The organism is Paenibacillus sp. FSL L8-0436 (assembly GCF_038593025.1).
Classification (GTDB): Bacteria; Bacillota; Bacilli; order Paenibacillales; family Paenibacillaceae; genus Paenibacillus_AQ.
Genome location: NZ_CP151955.1, coordinates 4,190,397 through 4,206,725, shown reverse-complemented (window position 1 = coordinate 4,206,725; position 16,329 = coordinate 4,190,397). Strand labels below are relative to the sequence as shown.

The following is a 16,329-nucleotide window of genomic DNA, read 5'->3' as shown; positions in this document are numbered from 1 at the left end:
GTTATCAAGGTGGCAAAATTTGAGTACCGGTTCCCTGAGCTGGGCGAAGGTCTGCATGAAGGCGAAATTATCAAAATGCATATCAAAGCCGGCGATAAAGTAACCGATGACGATATCGTAATGGAAGTACAGAATGACAAGGCGGTTGTAGAAGTTCCTTGTCCGGTCAACGGTACAGTGCTTGAAGTCTTCACCAAAGACGGTCAAGTCTGCCGCGTAGGTGAAGTAGTGGCAATTATTGATGCAGAAGGCGATGTTCCTGAGCAGGAGGGCGGCCATGCGGAAGCACAGGCTACTCAAGAAGCAGATGCAGCCAAAGGCGGAGCTGACACTAAGTCTTCTCCGGCAACCAGCAGCCCTGCAACTGGCGGCGCTGTAAACTTTGAATACCGGTTCCCTGAACTGGGCGAAGGTCTGCATGAAGGCGAAATTATCAAAATGCATATCAAAGTCGGCGATAAAGTAACCGATGACGATATCGTAATGGAAGTACAGAATGACAAAGCTGTAGTAGAAGTGCCTTGCCCGGTTAACGGCACAGTGCTTGAAGTACGTGTGAAGGACGGACAGGTATGCCGTGTGGGCGAAGTTGTAGCGATCATTGCTGCTGAAGGCGAAGTTCCACAGCAGGAAGGCGGCCACGCTGAAGCTCCGGCTGCTCAAGAAACTGCAACGGCAGCAGCTGCACCAGCAGCGGTTCCTGCTCCAAACCGCGATGTACTTGCTACGCCAAGTGTGCGCAAGTTTGCCCGTGAGCAGAGTGTTGACATCTCTAAGGTGAACGGCTCCGGCAAGAACGGCAAGATCACTCATGAAGATGTTGAAGCCTTCCTGAAAGGCGGCTCCGCTGCACCGGCAGCAGTTGCACCGGCTGCTGCACCAGCAGCATCGGAAGCACCAAAAGCCAAGGCCAAAGAAGCTGCACCAGCAGCATCCGGCAATGTAAGCCTTGAAGAAGAACGTGTACCATTCAAGGGTATCCGTAAAGCGATCTCCAATGCGATGGTTAAATCCGCATACACTGCGCCTCACGTTACCATCATGGACGAAGTGGATGTTACCGAGCTGGTAGCTTTCCGTGCCCGCATGAAACCAGTTGCTGAGAAGAAAGGCGTGAAGGTGACTTATCTTCCGTTTATCGTCAAAGCACTCGTGGCCGCTTCCCGTCAATTCCCGGCGCTTAACGCCATGATTGATGAAGAGTCCAATGAAATTGTCTACAAGAAATACTACAACATCGGTATCGCTACAGATACAGACAACGGTTTGATCGTTCCGGTTATCAAGGATGCTGACCGTAAGAGCATCTGGATGATTGCCAGCAGCATTACCGATCTGGCTGTGCGCGGACGCGACGGTAAGTTGGCAGCTAACGAAATGAGAGGCAGCACAATCTCCATCAGCAACATCGGTTCCGCTGGCGGTATGTTCTTTACACCGATCATCAACTTCCCTGAAGTGGCGATCCTCGGTACTGGACGTATCACTGAGAAACCAGTTGTGAAGAACGGCGAAATCGTAGCCGCTCCTGTTATGGCGCTGTCCCTGAGCTTTGACCACCGCATCATTGACGGTGCAACAGCACAAAACTTCATGAATTATATTAAGACCCTGCTCGCAAATCCTGATATGTTAGTTATGGAGGTGTAATTAATGGTAGTCGGAGACGCTTCAATCGAAATCGACACATTGGTAATTGGTGCAGGTCCCGGCGGGTATGTGGCGGCAATTCGTGCCGCCCAGCTCGGCCAGAAAGTTCTGATTGTGGATAAATCGGAACTCGGCGGTGTATGTTTGAACCGCGGATGTATTCCTTCCAAGGCTCTGATCTCTGCAGCCCATCAATTCGAAGCTGCACAGCACGGTGAAGTTTTCGGTGTCACTGCCGAGAACGTCAAAGTGGACTGGGCAAAAACACAGGAATTCAAAAACGGCGTTGTCAAAAGAATGACAACTGGCGTAACCGGTTTGATGAAGGGCAACAAAATTGAAGTATTCAGCGGTGAAGCTATGTTCATCAATACAAACGAAGCCCGTTTGTTCAATGAACATGAATCTCCCCGCTACAAATTCAACAACTGTATCATTGCTACAGGTTCCCGTCCGATCGAACTGAAGCCTTTCCCATTTGGCGGACGTATTCTGTCTTCGACCGAAGCGCTTGATCTTCCGGAAATTCCGAAGAGCATGATCGTTATCGGCGGCGGCTACATCGGAGCCGAGCTTGGCCAAATGTACTCCAAATTTGGCACTAAAGTAACCATCATTGAAGGTCTGGATACAGTTCTGCCTGGCTTTGACAAGGATATGACCCGTCTGGTTGCCAAGAACATGGCGAAGACTGGGATTGAGATTGTTACTAATGCCAAAGCGGAAAGTGCTGTACAGAACGACAAGGAAGTAACCGTGAAATACTCCGTGGGCGGCGAGTCCAAGGAAATTACTGCGGATTACCTGCTTGTAACTGTAGGACGTCGTCCAAATACGGATGGCGAGCTGGGATTGGATCTGATCGGTATGGAACTTGACGAACGCGGCTTGATCAAAGTTGACCACCAGGGCCGTACCAACATTCCTAACATCTATGCAATCGGCGATATTGTTCCAGGCCTTGCTCTGGCACACAAAGCTTCTTACGAAGGCAAAATCGCTGCTGAAGCGATCTCCGGACACAAATCCGTTGTTGACTACAAAGTCATCCCGGCTGTTGTGTTCACCGATCCAGAATGCTCCAGTGTGGGTCTGACCGAGAAAGAAGCGAAGGACAAGGGCTACAAAGTAAAAGCCGGCAAATTCCCGTTCGCAGGTAATGGCCGTGCAGTTTCCTTGAATGCTCCGGATGGCTTCATCAAGATTGTGGCAAACAGCGAGAACAACCTCGTATTGGGCGCACAAATTGTGGGTATCGAAGCTTCCAACCTGATTGCTGAACTGGGTCTGGCGATTGAAATGGGCGCTACGCTCGAAGACATCGCATTGACAATCCACGCGCATCCAACCCTTGGCGAAATCGTCATGGAAGCGGCTGAGCTTGTGGAAGGCCACCCAATTCACGTAATTAAATAATAAATTATAGACTGCTTCGGCAGACAACAATAAGAGGATGTCCGCCGAGCCATGCAAATGGCTTGGTAGACATCTTCTTTTTTTAACACATTACATATTAGTTTTTCAGATGGCAGCCGAAACTACTTGTGGTAAGATCAAGAGAGAAACGGGCCTATACAGCTGTCCTTTCATCGTAAGCGGGTATAAAAGGAGGAGAGGGACATTACAGACAGAACTTGTGTTATCGCCATAGCAGCCGTCTCAGGCGGCGGCAAAACGACTGCCGTCAGAAACTTGCAGGAGCGGCTGGTGAACTCGGCTGCTTTGTTTTTTGATGACTATGATTTCCCTTGGCCTGATGAGTTTGACCGGTGGATGGAACGGGGGGCTGACTATAACGAGTGGAAGCTTGAACCCCTGGTGGCTGACCTGAAAGGGCTGCTTGCCGGAGCGGACCGGCCGGAGTATATTTTACTCGATTATCCTTTCGCCTATGTACATAACGAACTAAGCCGGTTTATTGATTATGCTATATTTATCGACACTCCGCTTGATGTGGCTATGGCCAGAAGATTCATCCGAGAGTATAAAGATTCCGCAAGCAGCGATGTGACCCGGGAAATGGAAGGGTATTTGCGTGGAGGCCGGGAGGCATACTTGGCAATGCTTCATACCGTTCTTCCCTCATCCGACTATGTGGCAGACGGTACGCTGCCTGTAAATGACCTTACAGACCTGCTGCTGGAGCAAATCAAGCACAAAGGGAGTGAAGACAATGAAGCCAGCAAAACTGCAAGCCGGTGATGAAATCCGGATTATTTCACCTTCCATGAGCTTAGGGGTTATAGCGGAAGAGCAAATCGTGGCAGCAACAAAGAAATTGGAGGCTTTTGGGTTTACCGTTTCTTTTTCCAAGCATGCTTATGAAAGAGATGGCTTCGATTCGTCTTCGGTGGACTCCAGACTTGAGGATCTCCACAGCGCGTTCAGCGATCCTAAGGTAAAAGGGATATTGACGACGCTTGGTGGTTTCAATTGCAACCAGCTGCTGCGGGGACTGGATTTCGGCTTGATTGCAGCGAATCCCAAACGGTTATGCGGGTATTCCGACATTACGGTACTGCAGAATGCCATTTATGCCAAAACAGGATTGATCACCTACTCCGGCCCTCATTTCTCTACACTGTCCATGCGTCATGGGAATGAATATACTTCCGATTATTTTGTCAAAATGATGATGGAAGATGGAGAAGTGGATATATTTCCTTCGGAGCAGTGGAGCGATGATGCCTGGTTCTTGGATCAGGAAAATCGTGTATTTGAAGCAAACGCCGGGCCTTATGCCATTCACGAAGGTTACGCAGAAGGCACTATAATTGGTGGTAATCTATGCACACTGAATCTGCTGCAGGGGACAGAGTTTATGCCCAGCCTGAGGGACGCGATTCTTTTTGTGGAAGATGACTATGAATCCCGCCCGGGGAACTTTGACCGCGACCTGCAGTCGCTGCTTCATCAGCCCGGCTTCGCACAAGTAAAGGCTCTGGTCATCGGGAGATTTCAGCGTGCTTCACAGATGACCCCGGAAATATTACGCTCGATCATTAAGAGTAAAAAAGAGCTGAACCACCTCCCGGTAATCGCCGATGTCAATTTTGGGCATGTCTCGCCGATCTTTACCTTCCCTGTTGGCGGACGTGCTGTGGTGAAGGCCTCTGAGCAAAAAACTGAGCTGCGGATCTCAGAGTAGCCGGTATATGGCCATCACTGGCATTCGAACAATATTCGCGAAAAAAATTTCCTGTTCTTTGCTAAGTTACAAGGGCGGGCAGGTCATGGTAAACTAGGATAAGAAAAAAAGAGGAGAGGAGCGCTGACTGTTGCGTAAATATTTGGATTTACTTCAGGATATATTGGATCATGGCACGGAAAAAAGCGACCGGACAGGTACCGGTACGATATCCGTATTTGGGCGCCAGCTCCGCTTTGATCTGCAAGAGGGTTTTCCGCTGGTGACAACAAAGCGCATTCACTTGAAATCGGTAGTTTATGAACTGCTGTGGTTTCTTAGAGGAGAGACGAATACTTCCTATCTGAAGGAGCACGGTGTTTCGATCTGGGACGAATGGGCAGATGAGAACGGGGAGCTGGGACCCGTATACGGTTCCCAATGGCGGGCCTGGGAGAGCGCCGACGGCCGGATTATTGATCAGATTTCGAATGTGATCGAGTCGATCAAACATAATCCCGATTCCCGCCGTCATATCGTCAGTGCCTGGAATGTGGGCGAGATTGAGCAGATGAAGCTGCCGCCTTGCCATTTTGTGTTCCAATTCTATGTTGCGGACGGCAAGTTGTCCTGCATGCTGACGATGCGTTCAGTGGACACTTTCCTGGGATTGCCTTTTAACATTGCCAGCTACGCCCTGCTCACACATATGGTTGCCCAGCAGACCGGCCTTGAGGTTGGTGATTTCATCTGGTCCGGAGGCGATGTGCACATTTATACAAACCATCTGGAGCAGGTCGCCAAGCAGTTGTCCAGAGAGCCTTATGCGCTGCCTACACTGAAGATTCTCACAAAGCCGGACAGTATTTTTGATTATACCTTTGAAGATTTTGAATTTACAGATTATGTTCATCATCCGGGAATTAAAGCACCAGTGGCGATATAGTCTTTGTTGGAAACATTTCTGATGATTCCTTGAAAAGGGGGCTGAAATATGAGTATCAGCATGATATGGGCAATGGGTGCTAACGGTGTAATCGGCAAGGACAATGATATGCCCTGGCATTTGCCGCGTGATTTTGCCTTTTTCAAATCCGAAACTTTTGGTAAACGAATGCTAATGGGCCGTAAGACGTGGGAGTCGCTCGGGGGCAAACCCCTCAAGGACAGAACGAGTATTATTATTACCCGGGACCGCAGCTATACTCCGGAGGGAGCAAAGGTCGTGCACACCGTGGAGGAAGCGCTGGCTGAAGGCGGCAAGGGTGATGAACTGATGATTATTGGCGGTGCGGAGATCTACCGGATGTTCCTGCCGTATGCTGATAAGCTGATTGTGACCCGGATTGAACATGAGTTTGAAGGCGATACGAAATTTCCTGAGGTAGAGTGGAGTGAATGGACAGAGATTTCCAACACCCCAGGAATTCGCGATGAGAAAAATCCGTATGATTACCGATTCTATGTTTATGAACGTACGGTTTGAAGAAAAAGCGTTTTCTCTGACACAACATGTGAAATAGTACAAATAATCAGCAGATTAATCCATTACAGTGCGAAAGTATAGAATGCTACTATAATTAAAATTAGAAATGCTAAACTTAAAAGTAGTATAGAATGTGCAGGTACTTCATTGCGCTGAAACGACATGAGTCTGCCGCAATATGTTACAATGTACTATACATCAACACGAAGAGAACGGATGGGGGAAACGTAAATATGTCTACACCTACTGGATTTATGGAGTATAAGCGCCAGCTCCCAGGAGACCGGGATCCTGAACAGCGCGTGAAAGACTGGGAAGAATTCCACCATCATTTAACCGAGGACGAGCTTCGGACACAAGGCGCCCGTTGTATGGATTGCGGAACCCCTTATTGTCATACAGGTATTGATATGGCCGGCGGAACTTCAGGATGCCCTGTCCACAATCTCATTCCCGAATGGAATAATCTGGTGTACCGGGGACTGTGGAAGGAAGCACTTGAACGCTTGCATAAGACGAACAATTTCCCTGAATTTACGGGCAGCATCTGTCCGGCACCTTGCGAAGGCTCCTGTACCGTCGGTCTAATCGGCCAGCCGGTTACGATCAAGACGATAGAGCTTGCCATCATCGATAAGGGCTTTGAGGAAGGCTGGGTTGTGCCTTGTCCGCCGGAGAAGCGTACCGGCAAGACAGTAGCCATCGTCGGCTCCGGACCCGCTGGTCTGGCTGCAGCGGCCCAGCTTAACAAGGCAGGACATACTGTAACTGTATTTGAACGCAGTGACCGCGTAGGCGGCCTGTTGACATATGGAATTCCGACCATGAAGCTGGACAAACGTGTCGTGCAGCGCCGTGTTGACTTACTGGCTGCCGAAGGCGTGAACTTCGTAGTGAATACAGAGATCGGCAAAGATATTCCGACACAGCAGCTGGTCGATGAATTTGATGCGGTTGTCCTCTGCGGCGGTGCGACCAAGGCGCGCCGTTTCAACGTCCCGGGAGCTGAGCTTAAGGGCGTCATGTATGCGATGGATTATTTGAACGGCACGATTAAGAGCTACTTGAACTCCAATCTGCAGGATGGCAACTTTGTCTCTGCTGCAGGCAAGGATGTTATTGTGCTTGGCGGCGGTGACACCGGTTCTGACTGTGTGGCAACTTCGCTCCGCCATGGCTGCAACAGCATTACCCAGTTTGGTACGCATGACAAAGCTCCGCTTGAGCGTGATCCGATTGCCAATCCTTGGCCGCAGTTTCCGAATGTGTATACGCTTGACTATGCACAGCAGGAAGCCAAGGCAATCTTTGGCGATGATCCGCGTGAATTCTCCATCATGACTACGAAATTCGTAGGTGATGAAGAAGGCAACCTCAAGGAACTTCATACCGTACAAATCCGCCGGATGGTGGATGAGTCCGGACGTAAGATTTATCAGCCAGTTCCTGGTACGGAGGCTGTATATCCGGCTCAGCTTGCCCTGATTGCGATTGGGTTCGACGGACCGGAGCAGGAGATGATCGAGGAGTTGAACCTTGAGACAGACCGCCGCAGCAATGTGAAGGCTCGTTACGGCAAGTTCAACACGAACGTGGATAAAGTATTTGCCGCCGGTGATATGCGCCGTGGGCAAAGTCTTGTGGTCTGGGCGATCAATGAAGGACGCGAAGCTGCACGTGAAGTCGATAAATATCTGATGGGATCGACAGTTCTCGTCTAATCTATATTGAATATCTGAACATGAAACCTTAAAAGCCGTCTTTCACAGTATAAGCTGTGGAAGACGGCTTCTTAATATTAGAGCTGATTTAGCTGACAGTTGAAGATTAGGCGGCTGCCTAATCTTCAAGCTTGAAGTGTTCGACTTTTTGCTGCAAATCTCCGGCCATTTTGGACAACTCACCCGATGAAGAGGTGATCTCTTCCATCGAGGCAAGCTGCTGCTGGGTAGCAGCTGTTACATTCTGGAAGGCATCGGAAGCGGAACGCGAGATGTTCGAGATCTCCTGGACAGATGCTGCGACTTCTTCTGCACCTGCTGACATTTGTTCAGTGATCGCAGAGATGTCATGAATCTGTCCATTGATCTTGGCTGTGGAATGTTCAATGCTTGCGAAGGCTTCTTTGGCTTCTTCCGTTACTTGCATACCAAGCTCGACATCTTCCGACACTCTATTCTGGATGGTTTCATAGGTCTGATCGATCAGTTCAGTCATCTGAACAATAGTGTCTTGGATATTGCCGGCAGTCATTTTAGATTGATCAGCCAACTTGCGCACCTCGGCGGCAACTACTGCAAATCCTTTGCCATGTTCCCCGGCGCGTGCGGCTTCGATTCCTGCATTCAATGAGAGCAGATTAGTCTGTACGGCGATAGTGGAAATGGCGCTGCTCATTTCCGAGACCTCGCTGTTTAGGCCATTTAATTGTCCAATAAGCTGAGCCGACAGTTGCGTAGATTCCCGGATGGCGTTCATCTGCTTGCTGACCTGCTCGATCTTGCGGCTCCCGACGAGCACATCTGCTCCTGTATCGGTCGAGGAATCAACGATGGATGAGGCGGCTCCGGCTATTTTTTGAATGCCGGAGGACATTTCTTCCATCGCCCGCGACGTCTCCATCATCGCAGCGGTTTGAGTTTCGGCACCATTTGAAGACTCCTCTGCCAGCCCGGCTACATAGGCTGTTGCTTTGGAGTTCTCCTCGGTAGTCGCTGTCAGCTGCTGGCTCGAAGCAGCCAAGAGTCCGGACGTATCCGAGATGTCAATCACGATATTCCGTAAGGAATCGACCATGAGATTGTAGTTCTCAGCTAATTGGCCAATCTCATCTGTACGGTCAATCACAATTCGTTCATTCAGATAGCCCTCGCTTACACGGCGTGCCGAGTTATTGAGGTTGGCGATTGGCCGGGAGATTGCCCGGACAATAAAGTACATCAATACCAATGCAACAATCAGGGCTGCTCCGAGAACCATTAAGCCGGTATAGAGTATAGGCAGGGAGGCATCTGAGAATTCTTGTGTGGTTAAGACACCGACAATCGTGAAACCGGTGGTTGGATCAGTGGTATAATAGCCCCGCATATCAAGACCCGAATCCGGATTGGTATAGGACAGCGCTCCGCCCTCATTTGAAAGCAGCTTCACCACATAGTCGTCGATCTCTTCTCCTGCTGTTTTGACAGGATGGGACACGAATTTATGATTGCGGTCAACGACATAAAAGTAGCCTTTATCTCCCAGCTTAACCTGGTTGATTCGTTCGCTCATCGCTTTAAGGCTAAGGCTGGTGGTGACTGCTCCTTTGCCGTCTTTTAGCGTTTCAGAGATGAACAGGTTGTAGTTGCCTGTAGTGGCGGAAACGAAGGGATCCACGATGGTAACTTTGCCGGCATTTTGCATGGCCGCCTTGTACCATTCTCTGGTACGCGGATCGTAATCCTGTTGCTTGCCGGGATCCGGTGCCTTCATCCAGGAGCCTTTTTCATTACCCACCGTAAGGATCTCCAGCTCTGGATGTTCTTTCATGAACAATTCAATGAGTTCACGGGCTTCCGGTGTTTGAGCATCAATGTCGGCGGAAGTGAGCTGCTGGCTGAGCTGTTGAACATTTTTGATAGCTGCATTTACGGTTTCGTTAATTGTACTTTTCAGCAAATCCACACTGGCATGTGTCGATTCCTGCATCTTCAACTCCAATTGTTGGCTTGCACTGGAGTAGGAGAAGTAACTCACGAGGAGGACTGGGATAACCAGCATAATCGTGAAGATCAACATCATCTTCCTCTGAAGTGAACGGGATGTGAGTTTGTGGATGATTTTTCTAATATTTGTGTACATTGTTATGGCTCCCCCTTGGTTGCATAGAAGCAGATTTAGTTGTAAGCAACTGCTCCTTGTGAAATGTTATAATGATATATTCGGTTTATTGACACAATAATTTCATATGTATATATTTGAATATGAAAGAAATAACATACATCCTGATATGATTTTACATTGTAAAGGATTAATTGCACTGAAATTGGAGAGAGTGGAAACTGATGGATCTCTCAGCGGGCTTGACGAATTTTGCATTATCCTTTAAATTGAATACCATATTAATAGCGTAATAGCGTTGATCAAGGATCTACGTTTCTGGAATCGCTTGGATCAGAGAGAGGACTCACCGGCTGAAAGGTCCTTCATGAAGCGAGAGAAGTGTACCCTGCCTTGAAAGCTGCTGCACTTTGGAAAGACATTAAGGTGCTGCCGGCCCCGGCCGTTATCCGGACTTGAGGACTGCCAGGCACAGCTTGGCGGTTGAAATAGGGTGGTATCACGACGCATTCGTCCCTGACGGATGTGTCTTTTTGCGTTTTCTTAAGAAGACTTGAGAAATTGTGCTAAACAAACCAGAGAGGGCTGAACCTTATGCGTCAAAGTCAATTACTTGCCACAACCCTTCGCGAAGCTCCGGCTGAGGCCGAGACCGCAAACCACCAGCTGCTGCTACGTGCAGGATACATCCGCCAGCTGGCGGCCGGAATCTATACCTATTTGCCTCTTGGCCGCCGTGTGCTGCGCAAGATTGAACAGATTGTCCACGAGGAAATGGATGCCGCGGGTGCACAGGAGATCCTGATGCCCGCGATGCAGCCTGCTGAGCTGTGGAAAGAGTCGGAGCGATATGAGGTCTACGGCAAGGAGCTGATCAAGCTTCAAGATCGTCATGACCGGGAGTTTGTACTGGGTCCAACCCATGAGGAAGTAATAACTTCACTGGTACGGGGCGAGATCAATTCCTACCGGAGGCTGCCGCTGACTGTGTTCCAGATTCAGACCAAGTTTCGTGATGAACGCCGGCCGCGTTCCGGGCTGCTGCGGGGCAGGGAGTTCCTGATGAAGGATGCCTATTCGTTCGATACCAGCTGGGACGGGCTGGATGAATCTTATGTGCGAATGTATAACGCCTATCAAAGGATTTTTGAACGCTGCGGTCTGCTGTACCGGGCCGTGCATGCCGATTCCGGGGCCATAGGCGGTGAAGGCGGGAGCCACGAGTTTATGGCGCTTTCCGAAATCGGAGAGGATACCATTGGCGTCTGCTCTGTCTGCGATTATGCTGCAAATCTGGAATTGGCTGAAGTTCGGTCTCCTGAGAGAGAGCAAGAAGTACGCATGATAAGAGGGGACCAACCTGCTGCCGAGAAGTTCCATACGCCAGACACCCGGACGATTGAACAACTCGAGCAGGAATTGCACATCCAGCCTGAGGAAATCATCAAGACGCTGATATATGAAGCCGGCGGTCAATTTTATGCCGTACTGGTTCGCGGTGATCATGAGGTCAACGAACATAAGGTGGCCAAAATGATCGGGGCTAGCAACATCTCCCTGGCAGATTATCAAGCTGTGCAGCTTGCCGCCGGAGTAGAAAGTGGTTATGTCGGTCCAGTCGGTCTTTCGCTGACCGTGCTGGTTGATTCGGCAGTTGCGGCCATGGAGTCGGGTATAGCGGGTGCCGGAGAGAAAGATTACCATCTGCGCGGAGTCGTACCTGGACGGGATTTCAGCCTCCAGCATGTGGGTGATCTGCGAAATGCCGTGGAGGGAGAGACTTGTCCGAATTGCGGGAAAGGGGTACTGCACTTTCATCAGGGAATTGAAATCGGCCATGTTTTCAAGCTGGGTACCAAGTACAGTGAGAAGCTGGGAGCCACGTATTTGAACGATTCAGGCAAAAGCGCCCCGATGATTATGGGCTGCTACGGGATTGGCATCTCGCGGTTGCTGGCTGCTGTAGCCGAGCAAAACCATGATGAACAGGGTCTTATCTGGCCCCAAGCGCTCGCGCCTTACAATGTTCATATTCTGCTGATGTCAGCCAAGGACAAAGAGCAGACAGCGGTGGCTGAACGACTGTATGCGCAGCTTACCTCTCTAGGGATTGACACGCTTTATGATGACAGGGATGAACGTGCCGGGGTGAAATTTAAGGATTCCGGCCTGATCGGTATTCCGGTTGCGATTGTTGTAGGCAAGGATGCTGCAGCGCAGAAAGTTGAATATATGGACCGCAAAGCCAGCATTAAGGAAGTACTGGATATTGCTGAAGCGGTTATGCGGATTGCCGGGACTTTGAAATGAAGTGAAGGTTTAATAGCAGCTTGCGGCGTTTTTGATTATGTATTTGAATCTCCTGCCAACCTTAAGATTGGCAGGAGAAGATTGTTTAGCCGGAGAAATTGCCTGCAGCGGCAATTCCGCTGAAGTTTCTCGCCTGAACGTTATTAAATGGATCTGTGGCAGCTGCATTGGTGAAGATTTCAACCGTATACTGAATTTGCCCGGTTGCCACAATGGCAGCAGGGGGGACATCTACAGCAGAGAAACCAAAAGCTTCATTTTCCCTGCTGATCGCCACCCCGAATGTAGTGGTAAAAATAATGGTTCCATTTCTGCGAACTCTAAGGGTATTCGTATTGAACAAGGGATTGTTTTCCGTCTTTACATATCCAGCCAGCAGCACGCGGACGTTGCTCTGATTCTCTGGCAGTACCCCTGCGGTCTGAATCCCGATATCTCCGAATACCAAAGGGGTAGCCGCTAATGGAATCACAACTGGAGTTGCATCGGAAGCGGCCTGGTTCGATAACCGTAAATCTACAAATTGAATGGTCATAGGATATTCACCTCCTTAAAATTAATATATGAAAAAACCGTCGTGCTGCTTGGACTAACTAACGGATATATATGAAATTATTAAATAAACGAAACCTACTCCACTCATGATAGTTTTTGCCTCGATTAGCATTGTGATATGAGTATGGCGGAAAATAAAATATGAGGTGTTATGTGCCTCTTGATAGTGTTTATATCTTTCCAACTGTTTGATTTTGAGCTTTTTCAATACATCTATATTGAATTCATCTAAAACGAGGAAAGTATATAGTTTTATAAACGTGGCATTCGAAAGTCTCAAAATCAATGTCAGGCCACACTCCAAAGCGGAAAACTCTCCAGAACGAGATCCGCTAAACAACAAATAATCAAAGGGTTCTAAATCATCGTCGATGCCAAACTGCTCTAACCCATTTGAAAATTCATCAAGTTCATTTCGTTCAAGGTATTTGCGATCGGAGTCAGAAAGAGTGTAGGCTTCTGGATGGAACGAAAACCGGTAGAACCTGGGCGAGGAACAAGACGCCGAAGGAGCTGACCCTATGGAAGAAGTGAGTAAAGAAAGAGATCGCGGAAGAGAATGATTACAGCCCTAAAGTATTGTCAGCTAGGTGGGGCGCCTATAAGAAGCGTGTTGAGAGAAAAATGAAAGGGGGCGGAGGAGCAGCGTAAGCTACTCTTCTTCCTTTAAGATGATAATCACATGGAAAAATCAAATTATAGCTGATGTTCAGAAGCTACTTCCGCAGATCAAACAGATTACTAAAACCATCGAGAGTGCCGAAGAAGAATCGGACGTGTATGACAATACCGACCCGGAGGAAATGTGCCTAGTCAGATCGGTGACAAGTTGGATGACGTCTGGCGTATCATAAGACAGGTGACTGCGCCGGTTATAGAGGAGGGTACTCTTCGGAAAAACTCCGCTGGATAACCAGGAGGGCGGAAAGCGCGGGGGGGGGGGGGGGGGACTTCAAAGTTCCTGCAGGCTGGGAGAGAGAGGATCTCACGGCACCATTCACCGCAAAGGCCGGAGCAAGGGCAATTCCTTCGCCCGTGATGTAAAAGAATCTCCACCGCCCGGTCAGCCGCAGCAGTACCGCCCAGATCGGGAAGATATCGAGTACAGCGGAATGAGGAATAAACGTAGCGTTTGGACAGTGGCCACTCAGCCATTTCCAGATGGACACTTTGCCGCATTCCCGGAAAACAATTGGGTATGTACCATTATCGAAATCGGCCCGCAGAATGTGGAAATCGTGTAGCGGCGGACAACAATCAAATAGCAACAGTTATTTTAAGGGATCAGCAAGCCCCTAACTAAAAATTATAGGCAAAAAGAATATGAGAAAAACAATAAGTACGATAACACTGCTTATTCTACTCATCATGAGATATGCGTCACTGGGTTCGGAGTCACCCTTTATCATCCATCCATAACGTATGTACCAGCCCATTGCCGGAAAGAAAATATTCAGTATCGCAAGCAACATGAAAAGAATAGCGAAGACCACCATTTCTACCAACTCCTTTATCAATTTTACGCAGACTGAGCGAATGAGGTTGCACATTTAGGGGCTGTCTAGTCCCAGGGAGGAAACAGACATGAAGCACATCGTCTGCTATAGCGGTGGCGAGACATCAGGTATTGTAGCAGTCGAGGTTGCAGCCAGATACGGACCGGAGAACGTGATCCTGATTAACCATTCTGAAGGCTTAGGAAGGTGAGGCAAAGCCATGACACAGGTAAAGGAAAGGACTTCTTCTTCAGAAAACAAGCCATAGCGTGCAGTCCGAAAGCACCGGTAAAAGCCCTGTCAGCCGTAATGGTCTGCAGGGCTTTTTTTCATTTTTTAATTCTTCGTATATTTATATCCACGTTTTTTTCCGTTTCAATTTGCACCGCTAATTTTGATTTTGAGCATCAAAAGAGTTCGCATTTGTTATCTGAGTAAACCCAAATCTAGTTCTATAACTTAAATTACGCCGTCTCCTCCAATAGCAGTTGCTGTGAATGCTATGGGTCCAAATAGATTTATAGGCAAGTTACTATCATTTTGAATTACCAATTCATAGTTGTGGATTCCAAGGTAAGGACCATCAACCCACAGAACATTTAATTGAATATCAGTAGTTGTAGTAAAACGGAAAAAGGATCTATAAATATCAACTCCAGCACGCCGAATTATAACGAAAAATTGACTATTAGCAAGTGCAGTAAGACTAAAACTACCATTTAACTCGACTCTACTGGAGAAAGAGGCAGGGTTAGCCGGACTAATATTTACTTGCGCTGTGGCTAGACCCGCTCCAGCTCCAGGAATCCCTGCAACTGTTGTAGCAATAGTGAGCGGGTTTAACGGGATTTTTGCCTGTGAACCATAACTTATAATTGTCGCCATCTATCATCACTCCATTTCAAGGTTATACGTTATTATATTGTGAATCCGCAATGATAGATTGGACTTATTTCCTGATGATTAAATACATTTAAGTTATACTTTTCTTGATCATATAAACCTAGATAACTAGCGGAGCAATAAAAAACACGTTTACCAAAAGATGCTGATATGACGAATCTGACGCGACTTATTGCGGCCATCTCGGAAAGATTTGAATTTAGAGCATACATAAAATAACTCGCTAGGCACGTGAAGTGTACCCCTTAGATAGACATTGGAATAAACCTCTTGAAAAAGCCTACACGTTAAAGAAGGACACACCTGTCGCAGAATTATGGAGAAGTTTAACATTCCCGATCGACATCGGTTGAAAGTATGGATGCAGAAGTACCGGGAACTTGGCGAGTTTGGACGGATAGATGGGCGGGGAACGCGTAAGGAATCTGTGAATCAGGATAGGCAGATCCAAAGGCTGAAGCGGGAGAACGAGATGCTAAAAAAGTGCTTGGAAATCTGGATGCAGGAGATGAAACAGATCGGTATGTAACGATTGAGAGAGCTGCAAATGAATGTCCATTTCGTCATTTTTGCAAAGTATTTGGGGTCTCAAGAAGAGGATACTACTCTTTGTTTTTGCTGCAGGATCATGGAGTTTGGATGAATCATAAGAAGGTCCTTTCTGCGGTGAATGACTTGTTTTAACAATGAAATTGTAGCCTACCACATGAGTCAGAGAAATGACAATCCATTGGTTCGACAGACCTTTGGGAAAGCCTTTCACAAGACAAAAGACGTGACCGGACTGATCGTTCACAGCGACCAGGGATTCCAATACACATCTCATGCATACCACGACATGCTGCCAAAGGTTGACGCCCAAATCAGCATGTCTCGCCGAGGAAATTGTTATGACAATGCCTCCATGGAGAGCTTCTTCACACATCTCAAAACGGAAGGGCTCTACTCTAGTGATATCCGGAATTTGGACGAGGCACAAA

The 16,329-nt window shown here is 48.2% G+C and carries 13 protein-coding genes and 1 pseudogene; 10 read left to right on the top strand and 4 right to left on the bottom strand.

Translation table 11 applies throughout. From position 1 onward, the window contains the following. Positions 1–9 precede the first annotated feature (9 nt). The 7 genes from NSS79_RS19060 to NSS79_RS19030 all read left to right on the top strand — a co-directional run bounded on the left by NSS79_RS19060 (position 10) and on the right by NSS79_RS19030 (position 7,984). Entirely contained in the window at positions 10–1,650 is a 1,641-nt protein-coding gene (locus tag NSS79_RS19060; protein ID WP_342435724.1) for a 2-oxo acid dehydrogenase subunit E2, read from the top strand. 3 nt (positions 1,651–1,653) lie between these two features. Further along, entirely contained in the window at positions 1,654–3,066 is a 1,413-nt protein-coding gene (lpdA, locus tag NSS79_RS19055; RefSeq protein ID WP_038592917.1) for a dihydrolipoyl dehydrogenase, read from the top strand. A 291-nt stretch (positions 3,067–3,357) separates the two neighbouring features. Beyond that, positions 3,358–3,852, top strand: a complete 495-nt coding sequence (locus tag NSS79_RS19050; protein WP_342435723.1) for a hypothetical protein — start codon at positions 3,358–3,360, stop codon at positions 3,850–3,852. Then, positions 3,824–4,798, top strand: a complete 975-nt coding sequence (locus NSS79_RS19045) for a S66 peptidase family protein (RefSeq protein WP_342435722.1) — start codon at positions 3,824–3,826, stop codon at positions 4,796–4,798. The genes NSS79_RS19050 and NSS79_RS19045 overlap by 29 nt, the downstream gene beginning before the upstream one ends. Before the next feature lie 130 nt (positions 4,799–4,928). Then, positions 4,929–5,723, top strand: coding sequence for a thymidylate synthase (locus NSS79_RS19040; protein WP_038592911.1), 795 nt, complete (start codon positions 4,929–4,931; stop codon positions 5,721–5,723). Positions 5,724–5,771: 48 nt separating this feature from the next. Next, positions 5,772–6,263, top strand: coding sequence for a dihydrofolate reductase (locus tag NSS79_RS19035; RefSeq protein WP_342435721.1), 492 nt, complete (start codon positions 5,772–5,774; stop codon positions 6,261–6,263). 233 nt (positions 6,264–6,496) lie between these two features. Continuing rightward, positions 6,497–7,984, top strand: a complete 1,488-nt coding sequence (locus tag NSS79_RS19030; RefSeq protein ID WP_342435720.1) for a glutamate synthase subunit beta — start codon at positions 6,497–6,499, stop codon at positions 7,982–7,984. A 118-nt stretch (positions 7,985–8,102) separates the two neighbouring features. Here NSS79_RS19030 and NSS79_RS19025 read toward each other — a convergent pair whose 3' ends face one another. Next, entirely contained in the window at positions 8,103–10,106 is a 2,004-nt protein-coding gene (locus NSS79_RS19025) for a methyl-accepting chemotaxis protein (protein ID WP_342435719.1), read from the bottom strand. 573 nt (positions 10,107–10,679) lie between these two features. Here NSS79_RS19025 and NSS79_RS19020 point away from each other — a divergent pair. After that, positions 10,680–12,395: a proline--tRNA ligase gene (locus NSS79_RS19020; protein WP_342435718.1), complete on the top strand. Its 1,716-nt coding sequence runs from the start codon at positions 10,680–10,682 to the stop codon at positions 12,393–12,395. Between the two features lie 85 nt (positions 12,396–12,480). Here the strand turns inward: NSS79_RS19020 and NSS79_RS19015 are convergent, their stop codons facing one another. After that, positions 12,481–12,930, bottom strand: a complete 450-nt coding sequence (locus tag NSS79_RS19015) for a hypothetical protein (RefSeq protein ID WP_038592896.1) — start codon at positions 12,928–12,930, stop codon at positions 12,481–12,483. A gap of 1,315 nt (positions 12,931–14,245) precedes the next feature. Beyond that, positions 14,246–14,446 (bottom strand): DUF6199 family natural product biosynthesis protein, encoded by a 201-nt coding sequence (locus NSS79_RS19010; protein ID WP_038592891.1) that lies wholly within the window; start codon positions 14,444–14,446, stop codon positions 14,246–14,248. Positions 14,447–14,534: 88 nt separating this feature from the next. On the opposite strand from NSS79_RS19010, the gene NSS79_RS19005 reads away from it, so the two are divergent. Then, on the top strand, positions 14,535–14,657 hold the full coding sequence (locus NSS79_RS19005; protein WP_342435717.1) for a hypothetical protein: 123 nt from the start codon (positions 14,535–14,537) through the stop codon (positions 14,655–14,657). A gap of 248 nt (positions 14,658–14,905) precedes the next feature. Here NSS79_RS19005 and NSS79_RS19000 read toward each other — a convergent pair whose 3' ends face one another. Further along, positions 14,906–15,331, bottom strand: coding sequence for a hypothetical protein (locus tag NSS79_RS19000; protein ID WP_038592888.1), 426 nt, complete (start codon positions 15,329–15,331; stop codon positions 14,906–14,908). Positions 15,332–15,644: 313 nt separating this feature from the next. Here NSS79_RS19000 and NSS79_RS18995 point away from each other — a divergent pair. Next, positions 15,645–15,878 (top strand): annotated as a pseudogene (locus NSS79_RS18995) (helix-turn-helix domain-containing protein); the annotation flags it as partial. Between the last annotated feature and the right edge of the window lie 451 nt (positions 15,879–16,329).

Bases quoted from the DNA above. Each gene is read 5' to 3' on its own strand.
- NSS79_RS19015 (WP_038592896.1), bottom strand. From the start codon at position 12,930: ATGACCATTCAATTTGTAGATTTACGGTTATCGAACCAGGCCGCTTCC.
- NSS79_RS19005 (WP_342435717.1), top strand. From the start codon at position 14,535: ATGAAGCACATCGTCTGCTATAGCGGTGGCGAGACATCAGGTATTGTA.
- lpdA (WP_038592917.1), top strand. From the start codon at position 1,654: ATGGTAGTCGGAGACGCTTCAATCGAAATCGACACATTGGTAATTGGT.
- NSS79_RS19035 (WP_342435721.1), top strand. From the start codon at position 5,772: ATGAGTATCAGCATGATATGGGCAATGGGTGCTAACGGTGTAATCGGC.
- NSS79_RS19025 (WP_342435719.1), bottom strand. From the start codon at position 10,106: ATGTACACAAATATTAGAAAAATCATCCACAAACTCACATCCCGTTCA.
- NSS79_RS19010 (WP_038592891.1), bottom strand. From the start codon at position 14,446: ATGGTGGTCTTCGCTATTCTTTTCATGTTGCTTGCGATACTGAATATT.
- NSS79_RS19045 (WP_342435722.1), top strand. From the start codon at position 3,824: ATGAAGCCAGCAAAACTGCAAGCCGGTGATGAAATCCGGATTATTTCA.
- NSS79_RS19030 (WP_342435720.1), top strand. From the start codon at position 6,497: ATGTCTACACCTACTGGATTTATGGAGTATAAGCGCCAGCTCCCAGGA.
- NSS79_RS19000 (WP_038592888.1), bottom strand. From the start codon at position 15,331: ATGGCGACAATTATAAGTTATGGTTCACAGGCAAAAATCCCGTTAAAC.
- NSS79_RS19020 (WP_342435718.1), top strand. From the start codon at position 10,680: ATGCGTCAAAGTCAATTACTTGCCACAACCCTTCGCGAAGCTCCGGCT.